This is a genomic window from Algoriphagus halophilus (assembly GCF_900129785.1).
GTDB classification, from domain to species: domain Bacteria; phylum Bacteroidota; class Bacteroidia; order Cytophagales; family Cyclobacteriaceae; genus Algoriphagus; species Algoriphagus halophilus.
Genome location: NZ_FSRC01000003.1, coordinates 1 through 20,971, shown reverse-complemented (window position 1 = coordinate 20,971; position 20,971 = coordinate 1). Strand labels below are relative to the sequence as shown.

Genomic DNA, 20,971 nt, shown 5'->3' with positions numbered 1-20,971 from the left:
AATGAGTTGGGCTTCTTTATGTTATTCCATTACAATAAGCGAGTCTCCCACTTTTACTTTACCCAAACTTAAGGCCACCATATTTTGACCGAATAATATTTTATTGTTTTTGGTACGAAAACTTGCTAAAGTAGCGAGAGGTTCCTTTCCTTTCTTTCCAGTTTCCTGATCCACGGTAGTCAGTACACATCTAGCGCAAGGCTTAATAATACCAAACTCCACCTCTCCTATCCGTATAGAATTCATTTCATCTTCGCAAAAAGCCCTTCCTCCAGAAAAAACAATATTAGGTCTAAATCGATCCATGGGTACCGGGTCATTTAATTTGGAATTAAGTTCCTGTAAAGAAGACTGACCGATCAACAAGTAGGGCATTCCATCTGCAAAGCTTACTATTTCTCCATTTTTGGCATATTTAGGATCTACCTTTCTTTGGGTAGTTTGTGGCATTTTTACCAAAAACACCTTCATGCCCAATTTCTTTTGAAACCATTTATCATATTCGACCCCTACCTTTTCAGCAATCATCACATCATCCCATACAGTTACTTCCATTTGCTCTGAAGTAGATTTATCAAAGGGGATTCTAATCTGACTTGCTCTGTCATTTTTATCAAAAACCAGTAAAGCCTCTTTTGCCAATACGACTTGAAGAAGTGCTAATTGGGGATGCTTTCTTTGGGTAATAAATGTTCCATCTGGTGCTACTAGCATCCACCTTCTATCATGAAGAAAACCTCTTTCCTCTACCCAAGCTTCTTCTACACGAACTCCTCCCAAGGATTTAATTGGATAAATATAAATATCCTGAATTGCGAGATTTAATTGCATCCTTAAAAATAAGGGAGTTCTCTAGGAAAGAACAGTTTATCCCAAATATTTTCCAATAGAAAAGCCAGAAATATTGGATTTAAAAAACTGCCAGCAAAAAGGTATAATATCAAACTGAGCATTCAATTGGATCAAAACTGTTCCAATCAAAAACACCAAAATCCACCTTAATCGCTCCTTATTTCCCTTAAAAAAGTTCTTCATTCTATTAAATAGATGCACTTGTCTAGAAAAAGGTTGCAACATGAATTCATAAAAATGAAGAATCTGTCATAATTGGAAGATTTATCTATTCATAGTGACACTTCTGTAAAAAATCAGAATTGGCACTGCCAACAATTCTGACAAACTGACACAAATCCCTTAGTTTTTTGCAATGGCACATCCCTTGAAGAAAGGAGCTTGTAATAATTTGAAAAAACTTAAATAGATATAATTATGGGAAAAATTATCGGCATTGACTTGGGTACCACCAACTCCTGCGTAGCCGTAATGGAGGGTAATGAGCCTGTAGTCATCCAAAACAGCGAAGGGAGAAGAACCACTCCATCAATTGTGGCTTTTCTTGACAATGGAAACGGAGAACGCAAAGTAGGTGATCCTGCAAAACGTCAAGCAATCACTAACCCTGCTAATACGATTTCATCTGTAAAAAGATTTATGGGTAAAAAATTCTCTGAAGTTTCTGAAGAGAAAAAACATGCCTCTTATAAAGTCGAAAAAGGATCAAACGACACGATTGTAGTTAAAATCGGTGACAGATCTTATACTCCTCAAGAGCTTTCCGCAATGATTCTTCAAAAAATGAAGACCACTGCAGAAGACTTTTTGGGACAAGAAGTTACTGAAGCAGTAATTACCGTACCTGCATATTTTAATGACTCTGAGCGTCAGGCTACGAAAGAAGCTGGACAGATTGCAGGCCTTGAAGTAAAAAGAATTATCAACGAGCCTACTGCTGCTGCATTGGCTTATGGTATGGATAAAAAGAATCAAGACATGAAAATTGCCGTGTATGACCTTGGTGGTGGTACATTTGATATTTCAGTCTTGGAACTTGGTGACGGTGTTTTCGAAGTGAAGTCTACCAACGGTGATGTTCACTTAGGTGGAGACGACTTCGACCAAGTAATTATCAACTGGTTAGCAGATGAATTTAAAAGCGAAGAGCAAATTGATCTAAGACAAGATCCAATGGCACTTCAGAGATTGAAAGAAGCTGCTGAGAAAGCTAAAATCGAACTTTCAAGTTCTTCATCTACAGAGATCAACTTGCCATATATCACAGCGACTCAATCAGGTCCTAAGCACTTGGTAAGAACTCTAAGCAGAGCAAAATTTGAGCAACTTTCTGAAGATCTTGTAAGAAGATCTATGGAGCCTTGTAAAAAAGCATTGGATGATGCTGGATTAAGTCCATCTGACATTGATGAAGTTATCTTGGTAGGTGGATCTACAAGAATTCCTAAAATCCAAGAAGAAGTTGAGAAGTTCTTTGGCAAGAAACCTTCTAAAGGAGTAAACCCTGATGAGGTGGTAGCAATTGGAGCTGCAATCCAAGGTGGTGTATTGACTGGTGAAGTAAAAGATGTGTTGCTACTTGATGTGACCCCTCTTTCTTTAGGAATCGAAACAATGGGTGGAGTATTCACCAAATTGATCGAATCTAACACCACGATCCCAACCAAGAAATCAGAAGTGTTCTCTACAGCTGCTGACAATCAGCCAGCGGTAGATATCCACGTCCTTCAAGGTGAAAGACCAATGGCTAAAGACAACAGAACAATTGGTAGATTCCAACTTACTGATATCCCGCCAGCTCAAAGAGGTGTTCCACAAATCGAAGTAACCTTTGATATTGATGCCAACGGTATTCTAAATGTGTCTGCAAAAGATAAAGGAACTGGTAAAGAGCAAAAGATCAAAATTGAAGCTTCATCTGGACTTTCTCAAGAGGAAATTGACAGAATGAAAAATGAAGCTGAAGCAAATGCTGCTGCAGATAAAGCTGAAAAAGAGAAGATTGAAAAATTGAATCAAGCTGACAGCTTAATCTTCCAGACTGAGAAGCAATTGAAAGAATATGGAGATAAGCTTTCCGAAGGAAACAAAACTGCCATTAATTCAGCGCTAGAAACTTTGAAGGCTGCTCATCAGTCTCAAAATGTAGAAGGTCTAGATCCAGCTATAGAAGGCTTGAATAAGGCATGGGAAGCTGCTTCACAAGAAATGTATAATGCTGCGGGTGCAGAAGGAGCTCAACCAGGTCCTGATGCCTCAGCGGGTACAGATGAAGGAACTTCTGGAGATGGAGTTTCTGATGTAGATTACGAAGAAGTTAGCGAAGACAAGAAGTAATTTTCGTCTAAACCAACTAGATACGGCATCTGTTATAGCTAACAGGTGCCGTTATTTGTTTATACTAGATTTTAAGAAATGGAACTGACAGCTGACAATAAATTAAAAAACCTGATCGTCGTAGGGGACAGAGTTTTGATTAAGCTAAAGAAACCAAATGAAAAAACCGGTTCAGGCTTATATCTCCCGCCTGGTGTTCAGGAAAAAGAGAAAGTCCAACAAGGATACATCATCAAAACAGGGCCAGGCTATCCAATCCCAATGCCCACTGAAGACCCTGAACCTTGGATGGATAAAGAAGAACCCATTAAGTATGTCCCGCTTCAAGCTAAAGAAGGGGATTTGGCAATTTTCCTATTAAATGGATCTTTTGAGGTGATTTATGGAGGTGAAAAATATCATGTTGTCCCACAAAGTTCTATACTAATGCTAGAAAGAGAACAAGAGCTATAAAAAAAGCCCGGCTAAACCGGGCTTTCGTTTTTTTATTAATGCCACCAAAACTTTTTAGGCCGCATGGACTTTGGTAATATGTAACTAGCTTTCGAACCTGTAACAGATAATTCTGGATCTTCCCAAACTTTTCTGTTCTTCGCTTTTAAGCCTTTAGGGTTGTCAACGTTCTTTCTGGTATAAACCTTAGATGTAGCTCCTGCCCTTTCCCAAACTTTAGCATTTTTAGCTTGGGGGCCTTTTAAAGATTCTGGTTGATCGTAGTACACTACTTGTATTGAATTCCTGGTCCTATCTGATACTTTCGCATTTTTTGCTTTAGGGCCTGTAACACTCTGTGAATAAGATGCAACAGCAATAAACATGGCCGCTATAATTAAAAACGGTCTTTTCATCGATCTACATTGGTTGATTTCAAATAATATACTCAAAACCAATCTTTTTGTTTCAATCCAACAATATATTTTACACGAAATTGACCATAATCAAAAATTATATTTCAATATTAACCAAACCAACCAGTCAATTCTTTTATTATATTTCGTTTTAAAAACAACCGATTTTTTATCTTTCAATCTAACTTATACAAATAGAAGGTATTATTCTACCCTCTATGACCCAGATTTTATCCATAAAACAAAAAAACCGGAGTGAAAATCACCCCGGCTTTATTGACAATAGACCCTGTTTATTTTTTAGAAAGCAAATACTGCTGCCAACAGAAATGATGACAAACTTTTACTTCCTGCTAGATCTTTATTAAGGAAATAATCTTCCTCACTCATAGTATCTAATCTAATTTCTGGAATCAAGGTTAAGTTATTTCCAATCTTCGCATTTCCTGAAAGAGTTAAAGCAAATACATTTCCATCTCCATCTGGATCTGTTCCTACTACACCTTCTAACCCATTGTTGAATACACTAAAATACTCTCCTCTAAGACCAATTGCAAAATTCTCGGAAGCAGAAGCCTGTAAATAACCCGCAAATCCATAAAACCCTGCATTATTATCTTCTAGAGAGAATATATCTGCCCCATCAAACTCTTCTCCTCCACTTGTAGAGTTATAGGTAGTATTTACTCCAAGATACCAAACGTCTGATAAATCAAAACCTGTTGTCAAGTCCACCTGAAAGGTATTTCCATAGGAAACTTGACCCGGGATAAGATCTCCATTGTTGATCAATTTTCCATCATTGTCCCCGTAAACAAAATTCAAAAACGTGCTGCCCGACCCAGTACTATAACCTAGTTGAGCTCCAAATGTATAAGTTCCGAAGGGATTGAATTCCGTAATATCTGTCGGATTCATCACTGAAGCCATTAAAGACCATTTTTCAGATAGAGCGAAATCTGCTTTCAAACCAGTATGAGAAAATGGACCGTAAGAGAACATGTAAGAAGTAGAGTAGTTGAAATTCCCTGTTGGGGAAATCACTTCATACCCTAAGAATGTATTGAAGTTACCAAAGGTCAAGGTGACTGCATCAGACACATTCCAGTATACATACAATTGGTTAATAATTTGAGAACTACCCGCCATGCCTCCTGCATATAGTGGAGAACCGAAAACAGCATCTTCACCTCTTGGACCAAATACCAAGTCTGCAACAGCACCTACTTTTTCTCCCTCATAGGTAGCAATAATATTTGCCATACCTAGAGAAAATCCAGGAAGGTTACCAAAAGATGAGGCAGGAGCCTGAAAATTCTCGCCTTTATTAGGCGCACCAAAGTTAGTTCTGAAATAAGCGTCTACAGAACCTGAAAAAGAGAATTTAGATGGCTCTTTTTCTTCTTCCACAATAATTACATCCTGTCCAAAACTTACAGTAGAGACAAAGAACATCCCTGCCAATATTAGTAGATTAATATTTTTCATTTTAATTTTAAATGTTGGTTAATAAATAGATAGTTGACCATACAGGCCTTCGGGACCGGAAAGAGAGTCGCGTTTTTTTCCGATCGAAGGCTTTTTTTTATTCGTCGTAAACGATAGTATATCCACGAATACCATGTTCATGAGAATCAAGACCACTTTTCTCATGCTCTTCAGAAACTCTGATACCTACGGTAACTTTTAGTACATAGAAGATGATGAAAGCAGAAATAAATGCTGTTGCACCGCAAATCAACACGCCGATCAATTGTGTAATAAATGAATGCTCTGGATTTGTAGAAAAAATACCAACTGCTAAAGTACCCCAAACACCACAAGTTAAGTGAACGGATACAGCTCCAACTACATCATCTAATTTTAAACGGTCTAATAATACTGCAGAAAGTACTACCAAAATTCCAGCAATAAAACCTACAATAACCGCTGATCCAGGATTGATCACATCAGCACCTGCCGTAATACCAACTAGGCCAGCAAGCACTCCGTTCAAAACCATCCCAAGGTCCAATCTTTTGAACACAAAGTATCCTGCAAGGAAACCTCCCATGCCACCAGCACAAGCTGCAAGACATGTTGTCACCAAAACAAAAGACACTAAAGCCGGATCAGCTGAAAGCACGGAGCCTCCATTAAACCCAAACCATCCTAACCAAAGAAGGAAAACACCAATAACAGCTAATGGAACAGAAGCACCTGGCTTATCTACTGTTTTTCCATTTACATATTTACCGATTCTTGGACCTACAAGGATCACACCTGCCAATGCACCCCATCCTCCAACAGAGTGAACCAAAGTACTACCTGCAAAATCATAGAAGCCCATTGCATCAAGAGCACCACCTCCCCATTTCCAACTTCCGATAATAGGATAAACAATTCCTACAAAGAATAAGGTAAAGACCAAATAAGCCCAAAGCTTCACACGCTCAGCAATGGCACCAGACACAATAGTAGCAGCTGTTGCAGCAAACATTGCTTGGAACAAGAAATCTGTCCAGTAAGTATACCCTGCATCAGCATAATCCGCAGTCACATCGGCATCTCCAGGAGAAAACCAAAACATGCTCCAGCCTGAAGCATCAAATCCAAACCATCCTGGAGTCTCAAATCCTGGATACATTAAATAGAACCCTGCTACTGCATAGGTCAAAATTCCAAGAATCGGAGTAATCGTATTCTTGAAAAGGATGTTTACTGTGTTTTTGGCTTGACCAAAACCAGCTTCAACGCCTGCGAAGCCCAAGTGCATAATGAACACGAGAGCTGTAGAAAGCATCATCCAAACATTGTTTGTAGTGAGGATGTTTTGCGTTAAGGTCGCAGAAACATCCATTGTCGCGGCCGCATCTTGGGCCAACAGGGGTGCGAAATACATCATAGGTTTTATAGAAATTTTGAATTGATTTTCAGAATTTAATATAGGTTTGAAGAGAATTCTCAAATCGAATGTAAACAGATTAATACCAATAAAACAAATTGACATTTTCAAAAAATGACATATTTAGTAAGATAGTTGGGTGATTTTTGAGCCTTTTTTTAATGATTTTGCAAAAAATACCTTGTTTTCAATGTTTTTTACACCCTATAGGGTAAAAGAATAATATTTGGAAAATATGCGCTTTATTCTTCGAAAACGATTTCTAAAACAGGGTTTTGGAATATTGTTAATTTTTTAGCTATAAAAACAATATTTTATTTTAAAAAAATATAAAAAACAATATTTTAATATATTTCTCTCGTTTTACAAAAAATATAAAAATTCACTTTTTACATTTTTTTTTAACCGATCAACCACAAAAACTACCGTTTCTTTTAAAAATAGGATAAAATCAAACCACCCTTTCACAAAAAAACCGGAAAAAATCCGGTTTTTACTAAAATTTGAAACTAGAAGTAATTCTATCTCCCTAATTGGGCATATTCCTTTGCAAAATAGGTTAGAATAATCTTAGCTCCTGACCTTTTAATACTGGTCAAAATCTCTAACATAGCTCTTTCCCCGTCCAGCCATCCTCTTTCTGCTGCCGCTTTCACCATACTATATTCACCAGATACATTATAAGCAGCTATAGGTAGAGGATAATTATCACTTAATAGCTTGATGATATCCAAATAGGACAATGCTGGTTTCACCATTAAAAAATCCGCACCCTCTTCCATATCCAAATCTGCTTCGATCAAAGCCTCTTTAGAATTTGCATAATCCATTTGGTATGTCTTTTTATCCCCGAATTTGGGAGCAGAATCAAGAGCATCCCGAAAAGGGCCGTAAAATGCACTGGCATATTTAGCAGTATAAGACATAATAGAGGTATCCGTGAAACCATGTTCATCTAAAAGGTCTCTTATATATCCTACCCTTCCATCCATCATATCAGAAGGGCCTAGAATATCCACTCCAGCGTCAGCTTGTGCCAAAGACATTCTCCCCAATACTTCCAAAGTTTCGTCATTCAGCACTTTTCCGTCTTTCACAATTCCGTCATGTCCATCACTACTATAAGGGTCCATAGCCACATCAGACATCAAGCAAACTTCAGGGAACTGCTTTTTAATTTCCCTCAAAGCTTTTAAATAAAATGTTTCGGGATTGAAACTTTCACTGGCTTTTGCATCCTTCAATTCTTCCGGGTAAGCAGGAAACACATCAAAGGAGGATATTCCAAGTTTTAAACAGGATTCAATCTCCGAAAGCATGGTATCAATAGAGTACCTGAAAATCCCTGGCATGGAATCTACTGCTACTTTTTTCCCTGTCCCAGAAACTAGAAACAAAGGAAGAATCAAATCCTTCACTGAAACAGAGGTTTCTTCCACTAAACTTCGAACCACCTCAGATTTTCTATTTCTTCTTGGTCTTCTTTGCATGTTATTCAAATAATTCATTTAAATGAGCTAAATCCAGCCCTAAATAATCCTCTATATAATAGTGACATGCTGGAAGCTCCTCTTTAGAATGGCTAGACAACACCCCTACTACCTTCATTCCTGCATTTAATCCAGCACTTGCTCCCGAGAAGGAGTCCTCAAAAACCAAACAATCTGATGGGGCAATACCTAAATTATAAGCAGACTTTAAATATACTTCTGGGTCAGGCTTATGTTTTGAAACATCTTCTGAAGCCAACTGAGAATTCATCAAGTTTGAAATATCCAGTGTATTGATAATTAAATCCAGATTCGCCCTTGGGGCTGAAGTAGCTACCGCAGTAGGCAAGCTTGATTTTTTTAAACTTTGGAAGAAAGGCATAAAGCCAGGAATTGGATCTACTTCTGTTTTATAGATCTCCCGAAACAAACTCTCTTTTTCATCTTCTAAAATAGCCAATTCCTCCCCTTCGACCTTTCTCCCCAGGAAATGACTCAATATGTAGCCATTATTCTTCCCGTACATATGTTCTTGATATTCTTCCTCGGAGGGATTCAAATTTCTCTTGGCGAAGAATTGCTGAAACGCGACAGAATGATATGGGTTGGTGTGACAAATGACCCCATCCATATCGAAAATCACTGCTTTAAGCATAGTTATTTCTTGAATTCAGTAATTGTTTTCTCAATGATGTCACAGCATTCATGAATTTGCTCTTCGGTCATTACTAAAGGAGGAGCAAATCGAATAATATTTCCATGAGTAGGTTTTGCCAGAAGCCCATTATTCTTTAGCCCAATGCAAATATCCCATGCCGTTGAACTTTCTTCAGTATCATTGATTACTACCGCATTCAACAAACCTTTCCCTCTAACAAGTTTCACCAAATCCGATTTTTCAACCAGTTTTTGCATTCTGTTACGGAAAACTATACCGAGTTTCTCCGCATTTTCAGCCAAACTTTCATCTTTTACTACATCCAAAGCCGCCATAGCAACTTTGGTTCCTAAAGGATTACCTCCATAGGTAGAGCCATGCTGCCCCGGCTTGATGACATTCATGACCTCATCATCGGCAAGAACTGCAGAAACAGGGTAGAATCCTCCAGAAATAGCTTTTCCCAAAATAACCATATCAGGACGCACATTTTCATGATCTACCGCCAACATCTTACCTGTTCTTGCAATGCCAGTTTGGATTTCATCCGCAATAAATAAGACCTTCTTATCCGCACAGGCATCCTTAGCGTTTCTCAAGTATCCAGCTGATGGCACATAAACACCAGCCTCACCTTGTATTGGTTCTACCAAAAAAGCAACTACGTCAGGATCCTGAAGTGCTGCTTTCAATGCATCAATATCATCATAGGGAACTTTAATAAAGCCTGGGGTATATGGTCCAAAGTTTTTCCTAGCAGTTTCATCATTAGAAAAGGAAATAATCGTGGTTGTTCTACCATGAAAATTATTCTCTGCCACAATGATTTTGGCTTGTTGTTCATTTACACCTTTGCGCTCATACCCCCATTTTCTAGCGATTTTAATGGCAGTCTCGACACCTTCCGCTCCCGTGTTCATCGGCAGCACCTTGTCATACCCAAAAAATTCCGTCAGGTATTTTTCAAATGGCCCTAAAACATCATTATGAAATGCTCTGGAGGTAAGAGTCAAAATCCCTGCTTGTTCAATCAACGCATTCTTAATTCTTGGATGACAATGGCCTTGGTTAACTGCTGAATACGCAGAAAGAAAATCATAATATTTTTTCCCTTCCACATCCCAAAGGAAAACACCTTCTCCTTTAGCCAAAACAACAGGTAATGGATGATAATTATGAGCACCATACTTCTCTTCTAATTCAATTGCCTGAGAGCTAGATGTGATTGTCTGCATGTTTTTCTTATTTTTGTATCCTGAATTGTGATCTCTTATCAGCAAAAATAGGATAATTGGCTGTACCTCTAGGCATGAAACCAGAAAAGAACACTCAAAATACCCCTAATTTAACTTCGGAAGATTATTATTTCAACGAAGAAGGCTTGATGGTATTCACAAAACACTACCACTTAAAAAGGGGATACTGCTGCGGAAACGGGTGTAAACACTGCCCTTACCCAAAAGGTTGAATTAAAAGGGAATAATTTTAAATTCCTTTGTTGTTAATTCCCAAAAAGTTCCGATATTTGCAGACTCATTACAGAAACGCATACAAATTACGATACTATATCATGGCAAAAGTTTGTGACATTACCGGAAAAAGACCTCGCGTAGGAAACAACGTGTCCCATGCAAACAACAAAACGAAGCGTAGATTCTATCCAAATCTTCATAAGAAGACTTTCTACGTTCCAGAAGAAGACGCATGGATCACACTTAAAGTGTGCACTAAGGCATTGAAGACTATCAACAAAAAAGGTATCTCTGCAGTTTTGAAAGAAGCTCAGGATTCTGGCATGATCGTAATCAGATAATCAAAGTCACGACCTTAAAATTTACACGAAGATGGCTAAGAAAGGAAACAGAGTACAAGTGATTTTGGAATGCACGGAGCATAAGACTTCAGGCATGCCAGGTACTTCAAGATATATCACTACCAAGAACAGAAAGAACACAACTGAAAGATTGGAGTTGAAAAAATTCAACCCAATTCTGAAGAAGGTTACTGTTCATAAAGAAATTAAGTAAATCAGCTCAGGATTATTCCTGTAAAACGAAAAAGATATGGCTAAGAAAGTAGTAGCAACCCTGAAGAAAAAAGACGGTGTAACATACGCTAAAGTCATCAGAGCTGTAAAGTCTGATAAGACTGGTGCTTATACATTCAGAGAAGAAATGGTTCCTTCCACCTCGGTACAGGAAACTTTAAGCAAATAATTGCCTAGTGCATCTTCATGCATTTAAGTCCCTCTGGTCAAAGGTCAGCAGGGACTTTTTCGTTATATTCCGTTTTTAAAACAATCACTATGGGAATTTTTGGTTTCTTTTCTAAAGACAAGAAAGAAAGCCTGGATCAAGGCTTGCAGAAATCTAGCGAAAACATCTTTTCCAAACTCAGCAAAGCAGTAGTTGGGAAGTCAAAAGTTGATGAAGAGATTTTAGATGAATTGGAAGAAATCCTCATCACCTCTGATGTCGGAGTCGACACCACGATCAAAGTTATTCGAAGAATTGAAGAACGAGTAGCAAGAGACAAATACGTCAACACAGAGGAACTCGATAAGATTCTTAAAGAAGAGATTTCAGGCCTGCTAGAAGAAAACAATTCGCAGGATTTACTGGATTTCGAAATTCCAGAAGGAAAGAAACCCTATGTGATCATGGTGGTGGGTGTAAATGGAGTCGGAAAGACCACAACCATTGGTAAATTGGCCAACCTTTTTAAATCAGCTGGGAAATCCGTAGTTCTGGGCGCCGCAGACACTTTTAGAGCTGCAGCAGTTGATCAATTGATTTTATGGGGTGAACGAGTAGGTGTTCCAGTGATATCACACGGAATGAATACAGATCCTGCCTCAGTAGCTTTTGATGCCGTAAAAAAAGGAGTAGATAGCCAAGCAGATGTAGTAATTATTGATACCGCCGGTAGATTGCACACCAAAGTCAATTTGATGAACGAATTGGGAAAGATCAAACGTGTCATGCAAAAGTTTATTCCTGATGCACCTCATGAGATTTTACTGGTTCTAGATGGCTCCACCGGGCAAAATGCCTTTATTCAAGCCAAAGAATTCACCAAAGTAACAGAGATTACTTCCCTTGCAGTCACCAAACTGGATGGCACCGCAAAAGGAGGGGTTGTAATCGGTATTTCTGACCAATTCAAAATCCCAGTGAAATACATCGGAGTAGGTGAAAAAATGACCGATTTACAATTGTTCAATAGAAAAGAATTTGTTGACTCGTTGTTTACAAAAAAATAAAAAATCTTCTCTTGCCGTATTCAACCTCAGAGCTATCTGAGGTTTTTTTTGCTATAACTATAACCATTTCAATAATTTTACCGTAATTTAATATGATATCATTTTAACATCATATTGAAATGGAAAAAATAAGCAAACCAAACTCAGGATACATTTTTATCCTTTTAGATCTAGCGCTGATAGTAACCACTATTTTCGCTTTCGTTAACGATCTTCCTTTAGTGGGAGCAGCGTCAGTTTTAATATCAATTCTTATAATACCAGGGTTTTTCATTGTGGAACCGAATAAAGCAATGGTTTTGCTTCTTTTCGGAGAATACAAGGGAAGTGTTAAAGCCAATGGATTCTATTGGGTAAATCCATTTATGACCAAAAAGAAAATCTCACTTCGAGTGAGAAACTTTGAAAACAAGCCTGTCAAGGTAAATGATAAAATCGGTAACCCCGTACTGATCGGTACTATCGTTGTTTGGCAAGTGGAAGACACTTTCAAGGCAACTTTTGATGTAGATGATTATGAAAACTTTGTTCACCTTCAGTCAGATGCGGCTATCAGAAAAATGGCAGGACTTTATCCATATGACAATTTTGAGGATGAAGAGGCTGAAATCACCTTACGCTCCGGGGTAGAGGATGTCAACCATTCGCTAGAGCAAGAAATCAGTGAAAGACTACATCATGCAGGAATTAAAGTGATTGAAGCCCGAATTTCTCACTTGGCTTACTCCTCAGAAATTGCATCTGCCATGCTTCAAAGACAACAAGCTACTGCGATAGTTGCAGCTCGTCAGAAAATAGTGGAAGGAGCAGTAGGAATGGTAGAAATGGCTTTGGAAGACTTAAAGCTGAAAGATATTATTGAATTTGATGATGAAAAAAAGGCTGTCATGGTCTCTAATTTAATGGTTGTGCTTTGCTCAGATAAAAGTGCTAGCCCTGTTCTAAATGTTGGTACACTACATCAATAACAATGGGTAATCGGGTTTTCAAAGAAGAACAAACTTACCGTGGGACCTGGATCATGTATTTGATCCTGCTCTTCGAATTACCCACGGTAGTTCTCCTTATCGTCCTTTATTTCAATGCCGAGGATAAGACCGAAATTGGAATGGGTTTAACATTTGTAATGATAACGCTAGTCCTTATCCTAATTTTCATCTCAAGTTTAAAACTTGAAACAAGAATTGATGATTTTGGGGTTTCATTTCGGTATTTTCCCTTTGTTCGAAGTTGGCGGAAAATAGAAAAAAGCAACATTCTGTCCATCAAAGTGATTAATTATAGTCCTCTGACAGATTATGGAGGATGGGGCCTGAAGGGAAATAAAACCGCAAAAGCCTATAGTATTTTGGGTACTGAAGGAATTTTGATTGATACAGGCGAAAAAAAGAAAATAATGATAGGTACATCTAAAGCTAAAGAGCTTAGATCGTATTTAGAAAATTGGAAGGAGGTATAGAGTATGGCTGGGAAAAAGGCCTTTGCGCTGAGACTGGATGAAAAAATGATGAAGGCAATAGAAAAATGGGCATCCGATGAATTTAGAAGCACCAATGGTCAATTGGAATGGATTGTTAGGGAGGCTTTAAAGAAAAATGGAAGACTTCCAAAAAATGAAAATTAGTAAATCTGACCCTTGAGTTTGAATTTTTAATCAAAAAATCGGCCTAGGTAAAGAATTGAATTTCAACACTACACGATATTTCTAATTTCATTGTTCAAGTTCAGGTATATAAAGTAATTCCTTGTTTTCAAAATCATAAAGAGTCAATGCTCTGAGTTCGTAGTATGCCATCCAATAATCTTTTAATGAATTAAAAAAAGCTCTCTTGTTAGTGTCTTTTTCATTCTGGGCAATATTCAAATCAGAAATGGTTACATTCCCTGTCTGATACCTATTTAAAGCGATTTGATATCTTTTTTCGGCTACTTCATCTGATTTTTTGGTTACTTCAATCCTATCTCGAATCATCAAGAAATTCCTGACTTTAGTAAAAATCTCTTGTTCAAAATTGATCCTCTCCTGCTCCACTTCATATTCGGTCAATTGTTGATTCGCCAATGCTTGTGACATCCTAGCCTTATTTCTACCCCAATCCAAAATAGGAACTGAAATCCCTAGATTTACCAATGCTTGCGTATTGGGGTTATCATAAATACCTCCCCAAGTCAATGCTGCATTGTTGTATCCATAACTCGCATTTAAATTCATGGAGAGTCTTTGACCTTTAGCATTGGCAACATCCGCCTCCGATTCAAGCATTCTCCTTTCAAAGCCCAAGGCTTCAGACCGATGCTGAAAAGCATAATTGATCGCTTCAGCAATATCTACATTCAAATCCGGGATCTCATTTGGCGAAAGCAATTTGATCTTGGCATTTTGATTTAACCCTATGTAAGAATTTACTGCCAGAGAAGATCGCTCAAGGTCTAACTGTGCCTGAGCCAAATCCTGTTTTGCTTGCAGCGTTTGTAACTCCACTTGTAATAATTTATCCTCGAAAGTGGCCCCTATTTCATACCGTTTTTTCTCGATAGAATAAATGTTCTCGGTATTGGCTAGATTCTTAGATGCTATTTCAAAATTCACTTGGGCAATTAAATAATCAAAAAATAGCTCCGTAACCATCATCGAGATTCTTTCAGCCTCTTCTACGAATTCTCGTTTACTTTCTTCAAATAATAAAGGTTGAATCTTTTTATCCCACTTATAAGGATTATAGGCGAAAATAGGTTGTGACAAACTCACATTCAAAGGAATCCCTGACCAGCTTGTTTGAACATCATTGTCTCCAGCTAAAAAATTATCAAATCGATTGGTAGAAGTATTCACCGAGACAGTCCCTCCCGTGGGCGCAATTACTTGTTGCAAACCCAAGCCCACATCAATAAAGTTTTGATTTACCTCTCTAAACTGAATGGATCCATCTGGTTGCTCCACATTGTTAAAAGCTTGAGAATAAGAAGGAATATTTCCATTAAGCCTCAATTGGGGATTATAATTTGATCTAAAGAACCTATACCCCCAATACCTGTTTTCTCTTCTAGTTTTTGCCCTTAAAGAGGCAGGTGACTGATCTTTTGCCCTTTGGACCATTTCCTCCAACGAATAAGTAATCGAGTCCTGTGCCTTAGATTGGGGAGAGATCAAGAAGGTCAATGCAAAAAAAGTAAAACCAAGTAATTTAGAAGAAAAGGGAAAGTCCATAGAATAATTATTGAGGAATCAGGTTTAAAAAGAGTTCAACTAAAATAATGATAGTTTAATGGGATGCAAAAGACATTTTGGGCTCAAATGCTAAAACTTCCTAAAGAGTTAAAAGAATAGTTAGAACTGGGCTACTAGCACAACATTGAGTAACTTGCGGCTTTAATAAGAATAGAATGAAGCCCATCATCAGTTTTGTCATCCGGTACATTCCAAGACCTATTTTACAAAAAGTAAGTCCATTGGTCATGAAGTTTTTTGCCCAACTCAATAAGGGAACCGATGTCAATTGCCCAGTATGCGATCATAGCTATAAAAAATTCCTACCATATGGGAGAGTAGCCAGGGAAAATGCGTTATGTCCTAACTGTTTAGCTTTAGAAAGGCATCGACTGATGTGGTTATTCCTTCAAAACCGAACAAATTTCTTTTCAGCTCCTTTGAAAGTCCTTCATATTGCTCCCGAACATTGTTTCATTGATCGATTTGAAGCTTTACCCAACCTGGAATATATTACAGGGGATATTGAATCCCCTCTTGCCAAAGTAAAAATGGACGTTCATCAAATACCTTTTGAAGACGATTCCATTGATGTGGTATTTTGTAATCATGTGATGGAACATGTGGAAGATGACATAAAAGCTTGTTCCGAGATTAATAGGGTATTGAAGAAAGATGGATGGGGAATCATTCAATCTCCTGTATATGACTTACCTGAAACCCTCGAAGATGCAAGTATTACTGACCCAGCAGAAAGAGAACGTATTTTTGGCCAGCGGGACCATGTCAGAAAATATGGAAATGATTATGCCGCAAGACTAAGAAAATCAGGGATAGAAATTGAGGAAAACAATTATGTAAAGGATCTTTCCGAGGAAGTCATTAAAAAATACGCTTTACCGGAAAAAGAAATCATATTTGTGTGTAAGAAGGGGCTTTAACCCTTAATCGCTTTTTTAAGCCACTCTACAATTAGACCTGTGCCATAGGAACATAATTGAGTGAATGAGGTAAATAAACTCAGCCCCCCCACCAAAAAAGACTTATAACGTATACTTGCTGATATAAATACAGCCATAGACCATCCAAACAGTAACAGCAATTGACCATAAAATACAGGAAATTGGAAAATCCCTGTGAATACTATACTGATCAAAAAGATTAAAAATAGACTTGGTAGCCAATGAACCAGCTTGATGGCATCGGGGTGAAATCTTGACACGTTCACTCTATTTCTACCAAAAGAAAATGCTTGTTTAGCAAAAGAAGCTAAGGTGTTCTTCCTCTTATGAAACACAAAAGCCTCTTCCACCAATTCCAATTGAAATCCTGCATTTTTTATTCGGATACTCCATTCTATATCCTCTCCTTGATTGGGATCCAAAAACCCTTGCGTAGATTCGAAAACAGTACGGGAAACCCCCATGTTAAAACCTCTAGCCTGGTACTTGGCAGGATCCTTTAATTTTCCCCTGATTCCACCAGTAGTCCAAAAAGAAGTCATCGCAAAATCCATTGCTTTCTGTAGGGGATTGAAATCACTATCAGCTGCATCAGGACCTCCGAAAGCATCTAGGTTTCTATCCAATATAGCCACTTTAAGCAGCTTTAAGTAGTTATTGGGCAATAAGACATCAGAATCCAGAATTACAAAAAAATCTCCCTTTGCCAATCGCATTCCCTCATTTCGCGCAAAACCTTGGCCTTGGTTTTCTCCAAAATGATATTGGATATGAAGTTTATTCTGGTACTGATCGACTACCCTTTTTGAAGTAATAGATGAACCATCATCCATGACAATCACTTCAAAATCCTGCTCTGTTTGATGAACCAAACTAGATAATAGATCTGCAAGTTCTTCAGGACGGTTATAAACCGGTATGACAACCGAGAAAAACATCAGTAGTCAAAATTAAGCTCTTCGTCTATTTTATACTCGGCCTCTTTGGACTGATTAGAAGTCATCAACTCTGCAATAAATCCAGTCACAAATAATTGAACTCCTATAATTAATGCAACCAACGCTAAAAAGAACAGGGGTTGCTCGGTAATCTCACGTACCTCTAACCCTTTACTTAGTCCATAGACCTTTTGAAATATAAGCCAGCAAGTAATTACAAAGCCCGAAAAAAATGATAAAGAGCCTAATAATCCAAAAAAGTGCATAGGCTTCTTTTTATATCGATGTACAAAAGAAACTGAAATTAAATCTAGAAACCCATTGAGAAAGCGCTCAATACCAAACTTGGAATACCCATATTTTCTGGCCTGATGTTGAACAATCTTCTCACCTATTTTGGGGTAGCCATTCCATTTTGCAAGCAAGGGAATGTATCTGTGCATTTCACCATAGATATGAATATTCTTCACGACCTTTATTCGATACGCCTTTAGTCCACAATTAAAATCATGTAATTTAATTCCAGATATCCATCTTGTGACGGCATTAAAAAATCTAGAAGGTATCGTCTTTGTTATGGGGTCATGTCTTTCTTTTTTCCAGCCGGAAATAACATCAAAACCACCTTCTTTGATCAAGGTATATAATCCTGGGATTTCATCTGGACTATCTTGTAAGTCCGCGTCCATGGTAATTACGACCTCTCCAGATACTTTTTGAAATCCTGCATCCAAGGCCGCGGACTTTCCATAATTCCTCGTGAAATTTAACCCTTTGACAAATTCATTCTTTTCGGATAATCGATTAATGACAGACCAAGAGTCATCTGTACTACCATCATTGACAAAGAGTATCTCATAAGAAAAGCCGTGGTCATCCATGACACGGCTAATCCATTGAGTTAATTCATTCAGAGATTCCTCTTCGTTAAATACAGGAACGACTACGGAAATTTGAGGCATATTTTAATAATCCAGAGACTTATCTCTTTTTTTGAGAATAGCAGCTAAAATTAATGCAATAATAGCGTAGATAATAATCCCTATTCCAAAACTGGTCAATTGACCTTTTAAGGTAAATTGATTGGTAGTGTTTGCTCTCATTTCTTCCAGTTGGCCTGGAGGAAGTGAATCAGGAGAAGCTCCAAAATTCTCCATCATTTTTAAACTGTTTTCAAATGCTAGGTCTCCCAATACACCAGGTAAGGATGGGTCAATTACATGAAAAAGCAAAATCTGTCCAATAAGACCTATGATACCGGAAATAAGAATGGCTATAAAGCTAAAATTAAAGGCAGTCCCAAAAGTCATAAACCCACCAATTTCAGTCCTGTACTGTCTACCAAAATAGATGATCAATCCAAAAAAGACTACCAAAGCGATTAGACCAAACCAAGCGGAACCTAATAAGGTGGCATCAATAAAGTAAGCAATAAAAGTCAATGCAAGCGATATCAAGCCAATCGTTAATCCTGGTTGAATAGCCGCTTTAAAAGGAGATTGTTGCTCTTCCATAATTTTCTAGTTAGGGTTTTTTCTCAAAATAATTGAAATAATAATAGTAAAAAAAAGACCCGGTACGATTTTCCAGATAGCATCATTTAGAGCGACATCAGAAATCTCCATTTCTTTTACACTTTCAAGAGTTGCCTCGTAGGAATTATCTCCCACCTGAGAAACGATCGTTTCTTTACTTGTTACTAAAGTATCAATTTTAGAAGACTTTATTAGCTCAAAAAGAGAAGAGTCGAAAGATAAAATCAGGTAAATCCCAATAAAGGAAAGAATTGCAATAATCATATAGGCGACAAAGCCAACACTCATTCCTTCAGCAAAAGATATATAGCCATGATTAGAATAATCCTTAAAATACCGTAAAGCCAAATAAATGGAGATCGGTACGATTACATAACCGAAAATTAAATTTAAGGTAGTGGGGTCTTCATTAAAGAAGGAAAGAGTAAAAAAAGAAATAATACCTAATAATCCTCCCAACACACCAAATAGGTAAGCAGATTTGAAATACCTATTCATTGACTTTAATTAACCCTCCTTTTTGAATCACATATTTCACTTTCCCAGTGAGCTCTTTGCCGAACCACGGGGAATTAAATGAATTGGATTTATTGGACTTCCTATCAAACAACCATTTTTCATTTGGATCAAAGATCGTCCATGCTTTATTCTCTTGATCAATGATTGAAAGTGGACCTGTTGTCAATTTTTCAATCAATAATGGCCACGAAAGTTCCTCTTGAAGTTGCACCAATGCAGGTAAAAATGTTTGAAGGCCCACCATACCAAAGGAAGCCAGGTCAAATTCCATGAACTTGGAATCGAAATCCTGTGGCCTGTGATTAGAAACCATTGCATCAATGGTTCCATCTTTTAATCCTTCTATTAAAGCTTTTCTATCTGATTCACCTCTAAACGGAGGTCTCACTTTAAAATTAGCATCAAAAGACATCAGGTCTTTATCAGTAAAGAGCAATTGGTAAATAGACACATCACAGGAAATATTTAATCCCTGAGACTTCCCTTTTCGAATTAAGTCAACCCCCTTAGCAGTACTTACAGTCTGGAAATGCACTTTCCCTCCTGTGTAATTCAATATCTCCAGGTTTCTTTGAATGGCTACATCCTCTGCTAAGCTTGGGATTCCTTTCATCCCTAGCATGGTAGAGTTTTCACCCTCATGCATTTGACCAAAAATCGCCAATAAAGGGTCATACGCATGGTCAAAAAGAACTCCGTTAAATTTCTGAAGGTATTGCAGGATTTTCATGTATCGATCACCATTGGCCAGTGTCTTCGTGCCTTCACCAAATATGGTCACTCCGGACTGATGATACATGTCCAATATTTCGGTAAGATCTTCTCCTTCATTATTCTTCGTCACAGCTCCTTGCATCAAAATATTCAATGGATATTTTTTTGCCTTGTTCAGGACAAAATCTACCTCATTTTTACTTTGAATAACAGGATTAGTATTTGGTAACACCACAGCAGTCGAAAAGCCGCTACTCATCAACGTTTCACAAAGAGACTCCACCGTTTCTTTGTATTCAAAGCCCGGGTCTCCTACCATACATCTTAGATCTACCCAACCTTGGGACACCATTAATGAAGAAGCGTCTATTACTTCTGTAGGCTGTATGTTAGTGTGATCTGATGCGGGAAGAAGTTCACCTTCGTGAAAAATAAAATCCTGAGCTTCTTGAACTCCTGAAGGAGTTATCAATTTTAATCCTTGAAATAGAATTGACATGAACTTTTTTCTTTGCTACAAAACTGCAACAATATTCTAAAAATGAAAAGTAGAAATTGAATTGTATTAAACAAAAACTTCTGCGGAGATCAGCAAACCATATTCAGTTGGCTTTATCTATACAAGTTACTAGGCATCAGAATCCTCCAGAATAGATGGGATGAGGATGAACAAAAAAAGCCAGCTATCTAGCTGGCTTGAATAATGGGTGGTTCGGGTTCCTTTTCTTGGGGGCATGAAAACACAAAAGCCCTTCGGAGTGATC

Annotated in this window: 24 protein-coding genes; 11 read left to right on the top strand and 13 right to left on the bottom strand. The window is 37.8% G+C overall.

Annotation, left to right across the window (positions count from 1 at the left end; all coding sequences use genetic code 11):
- Positions 1-21 precede the first annotated feature (21 nt).
- On the bottom strand, positions 22-831 hold the full coding sequence (locus BUR11_RS16835; RefSeq protein WP_074226196.1) for an MOSC domain-containing protein: 810 nt from the start codon (positions 829-831) through the stop codon (positions 22-24).
- Positions 832-1,269: 438 nt separating this feature from the next.
- Between BUR11_RS16835 and dnaK the strand changes: the two genes are divergently transcribed.
- Both dnaK and BUR11_RS16825 read left to right on the top strand, forming a co-directional pair.
- Entirely contained in the window at positions 1,270-3,189 is a 1,920-nt protein-coding gene (gene dnaK / locus BUR11_RS16830; RefSeq protein WP_074226195.1) for a molecular chaperone DnaK, read from the top strand.
- 78 nt (positions 3,190-3,267) lie between these two features.
- Positions 3,268-3,642, top strand: coding sequence for a co-chaperone GroES (locus tag BUR11_RS16825; RefSeq protein ID WP_074226194.1), 375 nt, complete (start codon positions 3,268-3,270; stop codon positions 3,640-3,642).
- A 35-nt stretch (positions 3,643-3,677) separates the two neighbouring features.
- Here BUR11_RS16825 and BUR11_RS16820 read toward each other — a convergent pair whose 3' ends face one another.
- The 6 genes from BUR11_RS16820 to rocD form a co-directional block, all read right to left on the bottom strand.
- On the bottom strand, positions 3,678-4,037 hold the full coding sequence (locus tag BUR11_RS16820; protein WP_074226193.1) for a hypothetical protein: 360 nt from the start codon (positions 4,035-4,037) through the stop codon (positions 3,678-3,680).
- 300 nt (positions 4,038-4,337) lie between these two features.
- Entirely contained in the window at positions 4,338-5,525 is a 1,188-nt protein-coding gene (locus BUR11_RS16815) for a porin (protein WP_074226192.1), read from the bottom strand.
- Between the two features lie 97 nt (positions 5,526-5,622).
- Entirely contained in the window at positions 5,623-6,918 is a 1,296-nt protein-coding gene (locus BUR11_RS16810; protein ID WP_143186081.1) for an ammonium transporter, read from the bottom strand.
- Positions 6,919-7,442: 524 nt separating this feature from the next.
- Entirely contained in the window at positions 7,443-8,411 is a 969-nt protein-coding gene (hemB, locus tag BUR11_RS16805) for a porphobilinogen synthase (RefSeq protein WP_074226587.1), read from the bottom strand.
- A gap of 1 nt (position 8,412) precedes the next feature.
- Complete coding sequence (locus tag BUR11_RS16800) at positions 8,413-9,066, bottom strand: HAD family hydrolase (RefSeq protein ID WP_074226191.1); 654 nt, start codon at positions 9,064-9,066, stop codon at positions 8,413-8,415.
- Between the two features lie 2 nt (positions 9,067-9,068).
- Positions 9,069-10,304 carry an ornithine--oxo-acid transaminase gene (gene rocD, locus BUR11_RS16795; protein ID WP_074226190.1) on the bottom strand — a complete coding sequence of 412 codons (1,236 nt, stop codon included), beginning with the start codon at positions 10,302-10,304 and terminating at the stop codon, positions 9,069-9,071.
- A 74-nt stretch (positions 10,305-10,378) separates the two neighbouring features.
- Here rocD and BUR11_RS21200 point away from each other — a divergent pair, with 74 nt between their 5' ends.
- From BUR11_RS21200 to BUR11_RS16760, 8 genes are all read left to right on the top strand, one after another.
- A complete protein-coding gene (locus tag BUR11_RS21200) occupies positions 10,379-10,537 on the top strand; it encodes a DUF5522 domain-containing protein (RefSeq protein ID WP_159439240.1) in 159 nt (52 codons plus the stop codon).
- 102 nt (positions 10,538-10,639) lie between these two features.
- Positions 10,640-10,882: a 50S ribosomal protein L28 gene (gene rpmB / locus BUR11_RS16790; RefSeq protein ID WP_074226189.1), complete on the top strand. Its 243-nt coding sequence runs from the start codon at positions 10,640-10,642 to the stop codon at positions 10,880-10,882.
- Between the two features lie 31 nt (positions 10,883-10,913).
- Positions 10,914-11,096, top strand: a complete 183-nt coding sequence (gene rpmG / locus BUR11_RS16785; protein ID WP_014020702.1) for a 50S ribosomal protein L33 — start codon at positions 10,914-10,916, stop codon at positions 11,094-11,096.
- Between the two features lie 36 nt (positions 11,097-11,132).
- The gene (locus tag BUR11_RS16780) at positions 11,133-11,285 is read left to right on the top strand and encodes a DUF4295 domain-containing protein (protein ID WP_074226188.1); all 153 of its coding nucleotides are present in this window, start codon (positions 11,133-11,135) and stop codon (positions 11,283-11,285) included.
- 89 nt (positions 11,286-11,374) lie between these two features.
- Positions 11,375-12,331, top strand: a complete 957-nt coding sequence (gene ftsY, locus BUR11_RS16775) for a signal recognition particle-docking protein FtsY (protein ID WP_234982187.1) — start codon at positions 11,375-11,377, stop codon at positions 12,329-12,331.
- Positions 12,332-12,450: 119 nt separating this feature from the next.
- A complete protein-coding gene (locus tag BUR11_RS16770) occupies positions 12,451-13,299 on the top strand; it encodes an SPFH domain-containing protein (RefSeq protein ID WP_074226187.1) in 849 nt (282 codons plus the stop codon).
- 2 nt (positions 13,300-13,301) lie between these two features.
- Positions 13,302-13,790: a hypothetical protein gene (locus tag BUR11_RS16765; protein ID WP_074226186.1), complete on the top strand. Its 489-nt coding sequence runs from the start codon at positions 13,302-13,304 to the stop codon at positions 13,788-13,790.
- Positions 13,791-13,793: 3 nt separating this feature from the next.
- Positions 13,794-13,955, top strand: a complete 162-nt coding sequence (locus BUR11_RS16760; RefSeq protein WP_074226185.1) for an Arc family DNA-binding protein — start codon at positions 13,794-13,796, stop codon at positions 13,953-13,955.
- Positions 13,956-14,042: 87 nt separating this feature from the next.
- Here BUR11_RS16760 and BUR11_RS16755 read toward each other — a convergent pair whose 3' ends face one another.
- Positions 14,043-15,539, bottom strand: a complete 1,497-nt coding sequence (locus tag BUR11_RS16755; protein ID WP_074226184.1) for a TolC family protein — start codon at positions 15,537-15,539, stop codon at positions 14,043-14,045.
- A 176-nt stretch (positions 15,540-15,715) separates the two neighbouring features.
- Here BUR11_RS16755 and BUR11_RS16750 point away from each other — a divergent pair, with 176 nt between their 5' ends.
- Positions 15,716-16,480: a class I SAM-dependent methyltransferase gene (locus BUR11_RS16750; protein WP_074226183.1), complete on the top strand. Its 765-nt coding sequence runs from the start codon at positions 15,716-15,718 to the stop codon at positions 16,478-16,480.
- On the opposite strand, the gene BUR11_RS16745 is transcribed toward BUR11_RS16750, so the two are convergent.
- The 5 genes from BUR11_RS16745 to BUR11_RS16725 are packed head-to-tail and all read right to left on the bottom strand — an operon-like array spanning position 16,477 to position 20,706.
- Complete coding sequence (locus BUR11_RS16745) at positions 16,477-17,439, bottom strand: glycosyltransferase (RefSeq protein WP_074226182.1); 963 nt, start codon at positions 17,437-17,439, stop codon at positions 16,477-16,479. The genes BUR11_RS16750 and BUR11_RS16745 overlap by 4 nt on opposite strands.
- Positions 17,439-18,401, bottom strand: a complete 963-nt coding sequence (locus BUR11_RS16740) for a glycosyltransferase family 2 protein (RefSeq protein ID WP_074226181.1) — start codon at positions 18,399-18,401, stop codon at positions 17,439-17,441. The genes BUR11_RS16745 and BUR11_RS16740 overlap by 1 nt, the downstream gene beginning before the upstream one ends.
- Before the next feature lie 3 nt (positions 18,402-18,404).
- Positions 18,405-18,953 (bottom strand): DUF4199 domain-containing protein, encoded by a 549-nt coding sequence (locus tag BUR11_RS16735; RefSeq protein WP_074226180.1) that lies wholly within the window; start codon positions 18,951-18,953, stop codon positions 18,405-18,407.
- A gap of 6 nt (positions 18,954-18,959) precedes the next feature.
- Positions 18,960-19,472, bottom strand: a complete 513-nt coding sequence (locus tag BUR11_RS16730; RefSeq protein WP_074226179.1) for a DUF4199 domain-containing protein — start codon at positions 19,470-19,472, stop codon at positions 18,960-18,962.
- The gene (locus BUR11_RS16725) at positions 19,465-20,706 is read right to left on the bottom strand and encodes a dihydroorotase (protein ID WP_074226178.1); all 1,242 of its coding nucleotides are present in this window, start codon (positions 20,704-20,706) and stop codon (positions 19,465-19,467) included. Before BUR11_RS16725 ends, BUR11_RS16730 begins: the two co-directional genes overlap by 8 nt.
- Between the last annotated feature and the right edge of the window lie 265 nt (positions 20,707-20,971).